Origin of the sequence: Serratia inhibens, assembly GCF_003591175.1 — a bacterium.
Taxonomy (GTDB): Bacteria; Pseudomonadota; Gammaproteobacteria; order Enterobacterales; family Enterobacteriaceae; genus Serratia; species Serratia inhibens.
The window spans coordinates 759,491-773,228 of the sequence record NZ_QYYG01000002.1; the positions used below are offsets into that span (position 1 = coordinate 759,491).

Annotated in this window: 13 protein-coding genes; 6 read left to right on the forward strand and 7 right to left on the reverse strand. The window is 55.7% G+C overall.

All coding sequences use genetic code 11. The features are described from left to right. Position 1: 1 nt before the first annotated feature. Complete coding sequence (locus tag D4100_RS12590) at positions 2–922, reverse strand: LysR family transcriptional regulator (RefSeq protein WP_119804484.1); 921 nt, start codon at positions 920–922, stop codon at positions 2–4. A gap of 94 nt (positions 923–1,016) precedes the next feature. Here D4100_RS12590 and D4100_RS12595 point away from each other — a divergent pair, with 94 nt between their 5' ends. Further along, positions 1,017–2,009 carry a bile acid:sodium symporter family protein gene (locus D4100_RS12595; protein ID WP_065506462.1) on the forward strand — a complete coding sequence of 331 codons (993 nt, stop codon included), beginning with the start codon at positions 1,017–1,019 and terminating at the stop codon, positions 2,007–2,009. A gap of 25 nt (positions 2,010–2,034) precedes the next feature. On the opposite strand, the gene D4100_RS12600 is transcribed toward D4100_RS12595, so the two are convergent. The 3 genes from D4100_RS12600 to zipA form a co-directional block, all read right to left on the reverse strand. Beyond that, positions 2,035–2,250 carry a DUF3820 family protein gene (locus tag D4100_RS12600; protein ID WP_004947672.1) on the reverse strand — a complete coding sequence of 72 codons (216 nt, stop codon included), beginning with the start codon at positions 2,248–2,250 and terminating at the stop codon, positions 2,035–2,037. Next, entirely contained in the window at positions 2,250–4,271 is a 2,022-nt protein-coding gene (gene ligA, locus D4100_RS12605; protein ID WP_119804485.1) for an NAD-dependent DNA ligase LigA, read from the reverse strand. The genes D4100_RS12600 and ligA overlap by 1 nt, the downstream gene beginning before the upstream one ends. Before the next feature lie 78 nt (positions 4,272–4,349). After that, the gene (zipA, locus tag D4100_RS12610; RefSeq protein ID WP_065506464.1) at positions 4,350–5,348 is read right to left on the reverse strand and encodes a cell division protein ZipA; all 999 of its coding nucleotides are present in this window, start codon (positions 5,346–5,348) and stop codon (positions 4,350–4,352) included. A 221-nt stretch (positions 5,349–5,569) separates the two neighbouring features. Between zipA and cysZ the strand changes: the two genes are divergently transcribed. From cysZ to crr, 5 genes are all read left to right on the forward strand, one after another. Beyond that, on the forward strand, positions 5,570–6,331 hold the full coding sequence (gene cysZ / locus D4100_RS12615) for a sulfate transporter CysZ (protein WP_065506465.1): 762 nt from the start codon (positions 5,570–5,572) through the stop codon (positions 6,329–6,331). Between the two features lie 183 nt (positions 6,332–6,514). After that, positions 6,515–7,483, forward strand: a complete 969-nt coding sequence (cysK, locus tag D4100_RS12620) for a cysteine synthase A (RefSeq protein WP_065506466.1) — start codon at positions 6,515–6,517, stop codon at positions 7,481–7,483. A gap of 396 nt (positions 7,484–7,879) precedes the next feature. Further along, positions 7,880–8,137 (forward strand): phosphocarrier protein Hpr, encoded by a 258-nt coding sequence (ptsH, locus tag D4100_RS12625; RefSeq protein WP_004947679.1) that lies wholly within the window; start codon positions 7,880–7,882, stop codon positions 8,135–8,137. Positions 8,138–8,183: 46 nt separating this feature from the next. Next, on the forward strand, positions 8,184–9,911 hold the full coding sequence (gene ptsI / locus D4100_RS12630) for a phosphoenolpyruvate-protein phosphotransferase PtsI (protein WP_065506467.1): 1,728 nt from the start codon (positions 8,184–8,186) through the stop codon (positions 9,909–9,911). 49 nt (positions 9,912–9,960) lie between these two features. Continuing rightward, positions 9,961–10,470 carry a PTS glucose transporter subunit IIA gene (gene crr, locus D4100_RS12635; RefSeq protein ID WP_004947686.1) on the forward strand — a complete coding sequence of 170 codons (510 nt, stop codon included), beginning with the start codon at positions 9,961–9,963 and terminating at the stop codon, positions 10,468–10,470. 67 nt (positions 10,471–10,537) lie between these two features. On the opposite strand, the gene D4100_RS12640 is transcribed toward crr, so the two are convergent. The 3 genes from D4100_RS12640 to D4100_RS12650 form a co-directional block, all read right to left on the reverse strand. Further along, positions 10,538–11,443, reverse strand: a complete 906-nt coding sequence (locus D4100_RS12640) for a sulfotransferase domain-containing protein (RefSeq protein WP_119804511.1) — start codon at positions 11,441–11,443, stop codon at positions 10,538–10,540. A gap of 153 nt (positions 11,444–11,596) precedes the next feature. Further along, positions 11,597–12,913 (reverse strand): ATP-binding protein, encoded by a 1,317-nt coding sequence (locus D4100_RS12645; protein ID WP_119804486.1) that lies wholly within the window; start codon positions 12,911–12,913, stop codon positions 11,597–11,599. 5 nt (positions 12,914–12,918) lie between these two features. Next, positions 12,919–13,599, reverse strand: coding sequence for a response regulator transcription factor (locus D4100_RS12650; RefSeq protein WP_006317182.1), 681 nt, complete (start codon positions 13,597–13,599; stop codon positions 12,919–12,921). Positions 13,600–13,738 lie beyond the last annotated feature (139 nt).

Here is a 13,738-nt window from a genome sequence, read left to right on the forward strand (position 1 = left end):
CTCAATACCCCGCCTGTTGTCGGCGTTGCTGTTGCAGCAACGCCGCCTGCTGCCCGACGACCTGCCAAATTACCTCGGCCGCCGGCGTCAGCGAGCGGTTTTTACGCCGCACCAGCATCAGCGCGCGATTAATTTCCGGTACCAGCCGACACACTGTCAATTGCCCGCCTTCCGGCAGCGGTAACGCCAGCGCCGGGAAAATGCTGATGCCGATACCCGCCGCCACCATCGGAAACAGCGTCGCCGGGTGACCGATTTCCTGCACCACCGAGGCTTCCACTCCCTGCTGGCGCAGAGCGCTGTCAATCAGCGGTCGGCTGCCCGAAGCATAATCCTGCAACACCAAACGGCTGCCGTTCAGGGCCGACCAGTGCACCTCGGGCAGTGCGGCGAACGGGTGATCGCGGCGGCACAACAGCAGGAAGGGTTCATGCAGAATCGGCTCGCAGTCCAGATCCACCGCAAGGACCGGATCCACTACGATGCCAAAATCCACTTCGGCATTACGGATACTGTGCAACACCTGCTGTTGCGCCTGATCACGCAGCATGATGCGAATGTCCGGATATTGCTGCTCCCCGGCGGCGATGCACTGCGGCATCAGGTGGGCGGAGATGGTCTGGCTGGACGCCACGCGCACCGTGCCGCTGCGCTGCACGCCAAAGCTGCGCGCATCCAGCAGCGAGGTTTGCAGTTCATCCAGCAGACGTTCAACGCGGTTGGCCAACCGCTGCCCGGCGTCGGTCAGCACCACTTCGCGCGTGGTACGGTCCAGCAGCCGCACGCCAATCTCCGCTTCCAGTTCTTTGACGCTGTGGCTGACCGCCGACTGGGTCAGGCCAATAGCCTCACCGGCCCGGCTGAAGCTACAGTGCCGGGCAATGGCGACAAAAACTCTGAGCTGTTTGATAGAATAATTCATGTATTTTTTTCATATATAAATTAAATAAATCAATTTAATTATTATATCTCGCAGCGCCACAATAAGCGCATCATTTTTATTCGAGTACGCCACCATGAGATTCTTGCCCGATCGCTTTACCCTGACGCTGATCGCCACCGTCTTGCTGGCTTCTTTCCTGCCTGCGCGGGGCGAATTCGTCGGCTGGCTAAACGTGCTGACCATCGCCGCCATCGCCTTGCTGTTTTTCATGCACGGCGCCAAGCTGTCGCGCGAGGCCATTTTGGCCGGCAGCAACAACTGGCGGCTGCATCTGTGGGTGATGTTCAGCACCTTTATCATTTTTCCGGCGCTCGGCGTGCTGTTTAAATGGTGGTCGCCGATCGACGTCAGCCCCGAGCTATATTCCGGCTTTATCTATCTGTGCATTCTGCCCGCCACCGTGCAATCGGCCATCGCCTTTACCTCGCTGGCGGGGGGCAACGTCGCCGCCGCGGTTTGCAGCGCGTCGGCCTCAAGCCTGTTGGGGATCTTCGTTTCGCCGCTGTTGGTCGGGCTGCTGATGAACGTCCACGGTGAAACCGGCAGCCTGCAGCAGGTCGGCTCGATTGTGCTGCAGCTGTTGGTGCCGTTCGTCGCCGGCCATTTGTCGCGGCCGCTGATCGGCAAGTGGATCGAACGCAACCGCAAGCTTATCGGTAAAACCGACCAGACTTCGATTCTGCTGGTGGTCTATGCCGCCTTCAGCGAAGCGGTTACGCACGGTATCTGGCATCAGGTGGGCTTGGGTTCGCTGGTGTTTATCGTGGCGGGCAGCATCGTCCTGTTGACGATCGTGCTGGTGGTGAACACTTACATGGCGCGCTGGATGGGCTTTAGCAAAGCCGACGAAATTACCATCGTGTTCTGCGGCTCGAAGAAAAGCCTGGCGAACGGCATCCCGATGGCCAATATCCTGTTCCCGGCTTCAACCGTGGGGATTATGGTATTGCCACTGATGGTGTTCCATCAGGTGCAATTGATGACCTGCGCGGTGTTGGCGAGACGTTATCAGAAGAAACAACAGGAAAAACAGGCTGTGCTTGACGCAGAGCCGTCGCGGGGATAAACGAAACGGGCTTTCGCCCGTCCGTTCAACTCTTTTTTAACGGCTTGACCAGGTGGTCAAGCCCTTCGATTTTAATCGCCAGCGTCATTTCCATCAGCATGCCGAGTTTGCCGTTGGGGAACTCGCCTTTGCGGGCGAACCACAGCAAATACTCTTCAGGCAGGTCAATCAGCGCCCGCCCTTGGTACTTGCCGAACGGCATCAGGGTATTGGCGATCTCGATCAGGTTCTCTTTTTCCATCAGACACCCAGCAGGCGGATCATTTCCGCTTCATCGATCACAGCAATGCCCAGTTCCTGCGCCTTCACCAGCTTGGAGCCGGCCGCTTCACCGGCAATCACCAGATCGGTCTTTTTCGAGACGCTGCCGCTGACCTTGGCACCCAGCGCCGTCAGGCGATCTTTGGCCTCATCGCGTGAAAGTTGGCTCAGCGAACCGGTCAACACCACGGTTTTACCGGCGAACGGGCTGTCGATCTCTTCAGGCACCACCACCACCACGTCTGGCCAGTTGATGCCAATCTCGGCGCCAATCAGTTCGTCGATCACCTTCTGGTTCAGCTCTTCGTCGAGGAAATGACGCACATGTTTCGCTACTACCTCGCCGACGTCCGGCACTTTTTTCAACGTATCGATATCGGCGGCATACAGTTTTTGCAACTCGCCGAAGTACGCCGCCAGGTTAGCTGCCGTAGCCTCTCCCACTTCGCGGATGCCGAGTGCATACAGAAAACGGGCAAAGGTGGTCCGCTTGGATTTCTCCAGTGCGTTGACCAGGTTCTGCGCCGACTTCGGTCCCATGCGATCCAACCCGGTCAGAATACCGGCGGACAGGCGGAATAAATCGGCCGGATTCTTCACATACTCTTTTTCCACCAGTTGCTCGATGATCTTGTCGCCCATTCCGTCAACGTCCATCGCACGGCGGGAAACGAAGTGCTTCAGCGCTTCCTTACGCTGCGCGGCGCAGATCAGCCCACCGGTGCAGCGCGTTACCGCTTCGCCCTCTACTCGCTCCACATCGGAACCGCACACCGGGCAATGCAGTGGAAACACTATTTCACGCGCGTCCTGCGGGCGGCGATCCTCAATCACCCCGACCACCTGCGGGATCACGTCACCGGCACGGCGTACGATCACCGTGTCGCCGATGCGCAAGCCCAAACGTTCGATCTCGTCGGCGTTGTGCAGCGTGGCGTTACTGACAATCACGCCGGCAACCTGTACCGGCTCCAGCCGCGCCACCGGCGTTATCGCCCCGGTACGCCCAACCTGGAATTCCACCTCACGCACCAGGGTAATCTGCTCCTGCGCCGGGAACTTGAACGCCGTCGCCCAGCGCGGCGCACGCGCCACAAATCCCAGCGTTTCCTGCAGGTCGATATCATCGATTTTGACCACCACGCCGTCGATATCAAACCCGAGTTGCGCGCGGTCCTGCTCGACCTGGCGGTAGAAAGCCAATACTTCGTCGCTGCCGGTGCAGCGTTTGGCGCGATCGCTGACCGGCAACCCCCAGTCTTTGAACTGCGTCAGGCGCTGCCAGTGGCTGCGCGGCAGTTCACCGCCTTCCAGCAGACCAACGCCGTAGCAGAAAAAGGTCAGCGGGCGTTTGGCGGTAATGCGCGGATCCAGCTGGCGGATAGAACCGGCGGCGGCGTTGCGTGGGTTGGCAAATATCTTGCCGTCCTTGCGACGCGCCTCTTCGTTCATCTGTTCAAAGCCGGCCTGCGGCATAAACACTTCACCGCGCACTTCCAGCCGGCGCGGGATATTGTCGCCGGTCAGGCGCAGCGGAATGGCGCGGATGGTGCGCACGTTGGAGGTAATATTCTCACCGGTGGTGCCGTCGCCGCGCGTGGCCGCACGCACCAGTTCGCCATCTTCATACAGCAGGCTGACCGCCAGACCGTCCAGCTTCAACTCGCAACAAAAGGTGAGTGGCTCGCTGCTTTTGAGGCGATCCTGCACGCGTTTGTAGAACGCCAGGAAGCTTTCTTCGTCGAAGACGTTATCCAGCGACAGCATCGGCACTTCATGGCGCACCTGATCGAATGCCGCCAGCGGAGCGGCGCCAACGCGCTGGGTCGGTGAATCAGCGGTGATCAGCTCCGGGTGCGCGCTTTCCAGCTCGCGCAGTTCGCGCATCAGGCGGTCGTATTCCGCATCCGGCACTTCCGGCGCATCAAGCACATGATATTGGTATTCATGATGGCGCAGTGAGGTTCGTAGTTGATTGATTTGTTGGATTATCGATTCCATGGCTCACCATCAAAGATAAAAAACCCCCGGCAAGCGGGGGCTTTGTTGTTACGGATGTTCAGTGCGCGTGGCTACCGGTCAGGCGTTGCTTTCCAACACTTCACGGATGCGCGCTTTGTAGGTTTCCAGCTTCTGTGGGGTCATCATGCGGCGCTCATCGTCCAGCACCACACCGCCCACGTCGTCGGCGATCCGCTGTGCCGACTGCAGCATCAGCTTGAAGTTCTGATTAGCGTCGCCATAAGACGGCACCATCATGAACATCGACACGCCCGGCGTGGAGAAATCGGACATCATGTCAGGATCAAAAGATCCCGGCTTGACCATATTCGCCAGGCTGAACAGCACAGGACCACTGCCTGCCGGGCTGATATGGCGATGGAAAATCCCCATCGCGCCAAACTGGAAGCCCGCTTGCAGCACGCTCTGCAGCAGAACTTCGCCGCCGATCACGCCACCCTGATGTGCGGTAACATGCAGCACCAGTACGGTTTCTTTCAGTTTTGCCGGTTTAATGGCTGCCGGAGCAGGCTGAGGTTCCACCGCCGCTGGTTTCACTTCCGGCTGCGGCTGATGCACAGGTTCGGCGCGGAACGCCGGCTCCGCTGCAGGCGCCACAGGCGGCAGATCGTCAACGCGCGGTTCACGGCGCGGCGCAGGCTGCTGCGGCACGTCGTCCTCTTCGTCCTGCGCGTAAGTGTCCAGCAGGATGTCATCATAATCCGGCCGCTGAGACAGCGGTGGCGGAGACTGATGAGCAGCCGGTTGAACGGCACGTGGCGTTGGCTCGGCCGCCGGAGCAGGCTTGGGCGCAACCACGGGTTCTTCGCGTGCGGCATCAAAATGACCAAAGGACGGCTCATCGTGCGGGTTAGCGGCGCGTACACGCACCTCTCCCACGCCTTCATCGAGATCGTCGATCGGGGATTGTTCACGTTCTTTTTTAGAACGCTTGGCTGGGCGATCGCGGAAAAGCGATGAGCGTTCTTTGCGACTGGTCCACAGACCGTGCAATAACAACGCTATTATGGCGATCGCGCCAACAACGATTAATATCAGACGCAAATCCTGCATCATTGCTATCTCTGTTGTTCCAATACATTGCCACCGCGGCAAACATTCACTCTTTAACTCTATTTGCCCGAGCACACAAGTGCAAGTCCGTGCTGAACTTTATGCCAATAAAGATGATTATACTGCCTTTTTTTGCTGTTTTTTCAGCCAATGCCACCCTAGCCAGCAGAAAATCATCCCGATATGATAGCGATGCCTGTTCAGACAAAGAGATAACTTAAGATATGTCCTATACGCAGTCACCTTCTCACTCCACCAGCGGCTTTCATTATTTCGCCGAAGGTTGGCGCCTGATTTCGCGCCCGGGGATTAAACGCTATGTCGTCCTGCCGTTGCTGGTCAACGTGCTGCTGATGGGCTCCGCTTTCTGGTGGCTGTTCAGCCAGCTTGGCGATTGGATCCCCAGCATGATGAGCCATGTACCCAACTGGCTGCAGTGGTTGAGCTATCTGCTGTGGCCGCTGGCGGTCGTTTCCGTCCTGCTGGTATTCAGTTATTTGTTCAGCACCATCACCAACCTGATTGCCGCGCCGTTCTGCGGCCTGCTGGCCGAACATCTGGAGGGCAGCCTGACCGGCAAGCCGCTGCCGGACACCGGCATCTTCGGCATTGTGAAAGACCTGCCGCGCATCATGACGCGTGAATGGCGCAAGCTGGCGTACTACCTGCCGCGTGCGCTGCTGTTGCTGATACTCTATTTCATCCCGGGGATTGGCCAAACGGTGGCGCCGGTATTGTGGTTTCTGTTCAGCGCATGGATGCTGGCGATCCAGTATTGCGACTACCCGTTCGATAACCATAAGGTGAGCTTTGCCGATATGCGTCGCGCGCTGCGTCAGCATAAAACCGATAACCTGCAGTTTGGCGCAATGGTCAGCCTGTTCACCATGATCCCAATCCTTAATCTGGTGATCCTGCCGGTCGCGGTTTGCGGTGCCACCGCCATGTGGGTTGACCGCTATCGCACACAATTCGTTCGTTCCTGAGCCGTTTCATTCCCCGCTTTACGATTAATTCTTCGACAGGGCGCGCAATTTGCGCCCTTATCCTTGTGCTTAAAACTTATTTCCTAATAACATATCGATATACCAATTCTTTACTTCCCTGCCGGTACTGTTAGCGTATGCTTTCGATGTTCCCCACATTTTCATAGAGTTAAAGGACGGGCTATGAGCAAGATATATGAAGACAACTCATTAACGATCGGCCATACGCCGCTGGTTCGTCTGAACCGTATCGGCAACGGACGCATTTTGGCCAAGGTTGAATCACGCAACCCAAGCTTCAGCGTTAAGTGCCGCATCGGTGCCAATATGATTTGGGACGCGGAAAAACGCGGCATCCTGGTCGCCGGCAAAGAACTGGTGGAGCCGACCAGCGGCAACACCGGCATCGCTCTGGCCTTCGTCGCCGCAGCACGCGGCTACAAACTGACGCTGACCATGCCGGAAACCATGAGCATCGAACGCCGCAAGCTGCTTAAGGCGCTGGGCGCCAATCTGGTGCTGACCGAAGGCGCAAAAGGCATGAAAGGCGCCATCGCCAAGGCGGAAGAAATCGTCGCCACCGATCCTGAGCGTTACCTCATTTTGCAGCAGTTCAGCAACCCGGCTAACCCGGCCATTCATGAGCAAACCACCGGCCCGGAAATCTGGGAAGACACCGATGGCGAGGTCGACGTTTTCATCTCCGGCGTCGGTACCGGTGGCACCCTGACCGGCGTCAGCCGCTATATCAAAAACACCAAAGGCAAAGCGATTACCACCGTAGCGGTAGAACCTACCGATTCCCCGGTGATCACACAGGCGTTGGCCGGTGAAGAAATCAAACCGGGCCCGCACAAGATTCAGGGCATCGGTGCCGGTTTTATCCCCGGTAACCTGGATCTCGATCTGGTTGACCGCGTAGAACAAATCACCAACGATGAAGCCATTAGCATGGCGCGTCGTCTGATGGACGAAGAAGGCATTCTGGCGGGCATTTCCTCCGGTGCGGCCGTGGCGGCGGCGGTGAAAATCGCAGAAGAAGCCGACTTCGCCGACAAAACCATCGTTGTGATTCTGCCTTCCTCGGGCGAACGCTATCTGAGCACCGCGCTGTTTGCCGATTTGTTCACCGAGCAAGAATTGCAACAGTAGTGCCACCTGTGCACAAATAGCTAAAAAAGCACCTTCCGAGGTGCTTTTTTGTGGACTGGATCAAAGTTTATAGCAGTTGAAGATTGATTTTACCCGCCAGCTTTAGTATTTAACGGTGCATTATTTCGATGCGCAAAATTAATCACCCTCCATACCTTGTTTAAGCTGAATCGATTTACTCGTTTGTCGCAGCTGCGTTAAACACGGCATAATGGAGAGCTGATTGAAACGACGGCAGAAGCCAAATTTTTTTGATCTGAAGGGCCAAATCCGTCGTTTTCTGTTGCATCAATGCTCGCCCCTGTACCATAGTCAGGCGCTAACCAGACAAGCTAAAGTCATACCCTTGGGCTAAACTTTAGCTCCACAACACACCAATAAGTTGGGGAAACATCAATGTTCCAGCAAGAAGTTACTATCACCGCTCCGAATGGTCTGCACACTCGCCCTGCCGCTCAGTTCGTTAAAGAAGCCAAAGGCTTCACCTCTGACATTACCGTGACTTCCAACGGTAAAAGCGCCAGCGCCAAGAGCCTGTTCAAACTGCAAACTCTGGGGCTGACTCAAGGGACCGTAGTGACCATCTCTGCTGAAGGTGAAGACGACCAGAAAGCCGTTGAGCACTTGGTAAAACTGATGGCAGAGCTTGAGTAATCGGCCCGTCTTTTTAGTTAACACCAGTCAAGAGTAAGGTAGGGTTATGATTTCAGGCATTTTAGTATCACCGGGTATCGCTTTTGGTAAGGCTCTCCTACTGAAAGAAGATGAAATTGTCATCAACCGGAAGAAAATCTCTGCAGACCATGTAGAACAGGAAGTCTCGCGTTTTCTGGCTGGCCGCGCCAAAGCGTCCGAACAGCTGGAAGCGATCAAGACCAAAGCTGGCGAAACCTTCGGCGAAGAAAAAGAAGCTATCTTCGAAGGCCACATCATGCTGCTGGAAGACGAAGAGCTTGAGCAGGAAATCATAGCCCTAATCAAAGACGATCTGGCTTCTGCCGATGCGGCGGCCTACACCATCATCGAAGGCCAGGCGAAAGCGCTGGAAGAGCTGGACGATGAATACCTGAAAGAACGTGCGGCCGACGTACGCGACATCGGTAAGCGCCTGCTGCAGAACATTCTGGGCCTGGCTATCGTCGATCTGAGCTCCATCCAGGACGAAGTGATCCTGGTTGCTACCGATTTGACCCCGTCTGAGACCGCGCAGTTGAACCTGAACAAAGTGTTGGGTTTCATCACCGATCTCGGCGGCCGTACCTCGCACACCTCTATCATGGCGCGCTCCCTGGAACTGCCGGCAATCGTAGGCACCAGCGACGTGACCAAACAGGTGAAGAACGACGATTACCTGATTCTGGATGCGGTTAACAATAAAATTTACGTTAACCCGACTGCTGACGTTATCGATCAGCTGAAAGCCGCACAGAACCAGTACGTTACCGAGAAAAACGATCTGGCCAAGCTGAAAGATCTGCCGGCCATTACGCTGGACGGTCATCAGGTTGAAGTCTGCGCCAACATCGGCACCGTGCGCGACGTCGCGGGTGCAGAGCGCAACGGCGCTGAAGGTGTCGGCCTGTATCGTACAGAATTCCTGTTCATGGACCGCGACTCGCTGCCAACCGAAGACGAACAGTTCCAGGCCTATAAAGCCGTTGCTGAAGCCGTCGGCGCACAGGCCGTGATCGTCCGTACCATGGACATCGGCGGCGACAAAGACCTGCCGTATATGAACCTGCCGAAAGAAGAGAACCCGTTCCTCGGCTGGCGCGCCATCCGCATCGCCATGGACCGCAGAGAAATCCTGCACGCACAGCTGCGCGCCATTTTGCGCGCATCCGCGTTCGGCAAACTGCGCATCATGTTCCCGATGATCATTTCCGTCGAAGAAGTGCGCGATCTGAAAGGCGAACTCGAGACGCTGAAAGCGCAGCTGCGTGAAGAAGGCAAGGCGTTTGACGAAACAATCGAAGTAGGCGTAATGGTGGAAACACCGGCTGCGGCGGTGATTGCTCACCATCTGGCGAAAGAAGTCGACTTCTTTAGTATTGGGACAAACGATCTAACCCAGTATACTCTGGCGGTAGATCGCGGCAACGAGCTGATTTCTCATCTCTATAACCCGATGTCCCCATCAGTGCTTGGCCTGATCAAACAGGTCATTGATGCATCTCACGCGGAAGGCAAGTGGACCGGCATGTGCGGCGAACTGGCTGGCGATGAGCGTGCTACACTGTTGTTATTGGGCATGGGGCTGGATGAGTTCAGCATGAGTGCGATTTCAATCCCGCGCATCAAGAAAATTATTCGTAATACGAATTTCGAAGATGTGAAGGCGTTGGCAGCGCAAGCCTTGGCACAGCCAACGGCGCAAGATCTGATGAATTGCGTGAATAAATTCATCGAAGAAAAAACGCTCTGCTAAACTTCCACGACACTGGAACGCCGCCCAATTTAATGCTTAGGAGAAGATCATGGGTTTGTTCGATAAACTGAAATCTCTGGTTTCTGATGACAAGAAAGACACGGGCACTATCGAGATCGTTGCTCCACTTTCTGGCGAAATCGTTAATATCGAAGATGTACCTGACGTAGTTTTCGCTGAAAAAATCGTTGGCGACGGTATTGCCATCAAACCGACAGGCAACAAAATGGTTGCCCCGGTTGACGGCACTATCGGTAAAATTTTCGAAACCAACCATGCTTTCTCTATCGAATCCGACAGCGGCATCGAGCTGTTTGTCCACTTCGGTATCGACACCGTTGAACTGAAAGGCGAAGGCTTCAAACGCATCGCTGAAGAAGGCCAGCGCGTCAAGAAAGGCGACGTGGTTATCGAGTTCAACCTGGCACTGCTGGAAGAGAAAGCCAAGTCTATCCTGACTCCGGTTGTTATCTCCAACATGGACGAGATCAAAGAACTGATCAAACTGTCCGGCACCGTTATCGTTGGTGAAACCCCGATCATCCGCATCAAGAAGTAATTGCGAATGTGCAAGACAAACGGCGCCCCTGGCGCCGTTTTTTTTACGTCATTCTTGTCGCGAAAAATCACTCCTCGCGTGCTTGCCAACCACCATTGATCAGCCAATGCGCGCAGGCTTCACCAAGCTCATGATTCGCTTTCGCCTCATAGTCGGCGCATTCCTGCACGGACAGCACCTCTGCCCAACGCTTATTTACACCTTTGTTGAAAAATGTATTGCCGCCGCCCTGCCACAAACTCCCGTTCATGGGTGCAACCTTTTCCCCATTCTGTTTCATCCAGTCAAACGAGCAATGCAGTACAATGTCATGCCAGTGCGCGTCTTGAATAGGGATCTCTAAAAACCTGGCAATTCGTCTGATGGTACCGGGCGTATCTTGCTTAATATCGTTAAAATGCAACAGCAGTAAATTAGGCAGATGGCGAATTGACCACCAACTTTTGATGTTCTGCAAAAAAGCCTCACCCTCTCGGTTTAACCACTGCTGCCAGTATTGTTTAACATCCGCAGCCGCTTTTGGCGGTGCTTTGGCGATCTGCCCTTCGGCATTATCAAGCCCTTGACGAAATTGTTCGCTAAGGTTTAATTCCACATTATGCCGACTCCAGGCGCAATCGCGCCCGTCACGAGCGACATAGATATATTTGGCCTTCGGTGAATACACCAATGCATCGACCGGAAGATGCGTTTTTATGATCCTCCGATGTTGCTGTTGCGCATATAACTCAAGCAGGATTTGTCGACCTGGAAGACGAAAATCCAACCAGGGTGAAATATCGGCAATGGCCACGTTCTCATCACCATTAAACACCAGCTGGGCCACAATTTGTTGTGTCAACGTCGTGCCCGCTTTAGGTGATGAAGCGATAATGATGTCGTCATCGCGAAAAACAAACTCATTCCAAATGCTCGAGTCGGAAAGGTAACACTGCTGTTCGCGCTGTTTTACTGGCCAAATCGTTGGGTTCATGTTGTCTCCGCTAAGCTGTGATAAATTCATAACGACATCATTATCACGCTAACTTAAACCAAGGAATCGTCATATTCCCAAGTTTTATGTCGCACTAATCAAGCGTAGCAAAGTATAATTCCAAATCAACATTCTCCCAAAATCCGCATGACTTTACCCCCAGCGAGGGATGCGCAGAGTGATGATTAACCCCTCTTGCTCGCCGTTGCGCGCATCAACCTGGCCGCCGTGCGCCAGCACCACCTTGCGGGTGATCGCCAGCCCCAGCCCGTAACCCTTGCCCGACATTGCCGATTTCACCCGAACGAACGGATCAAAAATGCTGGAGAGCTTTGACTCTTCCACTCCCGGCCCCTGATCGCTCACCTCGATCTGGAACAGTTGGTCGATACGCGTCAGCACTACCGTCACCCGCTGCCCGTGGCTGGAGAAACGCAATGCGTTACGCACGATGTTATCCACGGCGCGCCGCATCAGTTCGGCATTGCCTTTGACGGTGTACTCCACGTCAGAACTGGCTTGCAACACGATCTCTACCCCCGGGATCTGCGCTTCGTAGCGTGCGTCGTTGACCACCGCATCCACCAGCCCGTAAAGATCGAAATACTCCTCGTCCGGCAGGTTGTTGCTCTCGGCGCGCGACAGCGCCAGCAACTCGCCAATCATTTTATCCAGCCGCCCCGCTTCGTGCTCTATGCGCTGCAATGAGTTCTCGACGTTGCCGTCATTCTGCCGCGCCAGCCCAATGGCCAACTGCAGTCGGGCAAGCGGTGAGCGCAGTTCGTGCGAAACATCGTGCAGTAACTGCTCACGAGCGCTGACCAACAGTTCCAGCCTTTCGGCCATGGTGTCGAAATCGCGCGCTACTTCAGAAATTTCATCGTGCCGCCGGCGCATCGCCGGGAACAGCCGCACAGACAAATCCCCTTGCGCTACACGATCAAAACCGGCGCTCAATTTGCGCATTGGCCGGGTCAGGTTCCACGCCAGCACGGCGCTGAACAACAGCCCACCCAACCCGCCCACCCACAGCATCGGCGCGGGGATGTTGAAGAAATGCGAACGCTTGTGAGGGCGGTACTGTTCGCGCAGGGTGCGCACGTCATAATTCAACAGGTAGCCGCTGCTGTCCCCCGTTTGCACCCATGCCGTGATATTTTCCGGCATGCGACGAACCTCGAAAGGCTCCTCAGCCGGCGCAGGCGGATGCGCCATCGGGGTTACCGACAAAAAGCGACGGTCATCGGCCGACCAATCTTTCATCATGGCTTCCAGGGCTGGTACACCGCCGCTGCGCAGCAAAGTGCCGGCTGTTGCCAACTGCAGATTGATCAGCCGCCGGGCCATGGCATTTTCCGGTGGCTCATAGCGATCGCCGTACAGGGAAAAAGCGACCCACAGCGCCTGGGTCATGATGATAAACGTGAGCCAGAAACCCAGCAGGATTTTCCAGAATAGTCTTCCGCGCATGGGCATTACCTGATGCGGTAGCCGATGCTGCGCACCGTTTCGATGCTGAGCACGTTGTCGGTCAGCGCGCCCAGCTTCTGGCGGATGTTGCTGATATGAACGTCAACGCTGCGGTCATAGGCCTCACGCGGGCGCCCCAACCCTTTTTCCGACAGCTCGTCCTTGGACACCACACGCTCCGGCGCGCGCAACAGCAGTTCCAGCAGGTTGAACTCCGAAGCGGTCAGATCAAACGCCTTGCCGCGCCATTCGCTGCTGCGGGTGGACGGGTTAAGCGTCAGTTCACCGAAGCTGATGGCAATCTCGTCGTCCACCTCGTCCGGGCGCTCGTCGAAACGACGCAACACCGCACGCAGGCGCGCCACCAGTTCACGCGGATAGCAGGGTTTGGGCATGTAGTCGTCGGCGCCCATTTCCAGGCCGATGACCCGATCGATATTGTCGCCTTTGGCCGTCAGCATGATGATCGGCATACGGCTTTTTTTACGCACGTCGCGCAGCACATCAATGCCGCTCATGTCCGGCAACATGATGTCGAGGATCATCGCGGTATACTCGCCCGATAACGCGCCTTCCACCCCCGCTCTGCCGGTCAGCACCAGCGTGGCGTTAAACCCTTCGCCGGTCAGGTATTCGCTCAGCATGGTGCCAAGCTCCAGGTCATCATCGACCAATAAAATTTTCATGCCTTGCTCCTTCGCGGATTTTCGTCATTTTTACGCCTATTTGCCTGCTTCGCAGCCGGTTTTACTCAATCCTTACACATTCCTGAACGCCACTTAACCGCAGCCCGGCCGGCGGCGCGCTAAATTAGTGCAAATAGAT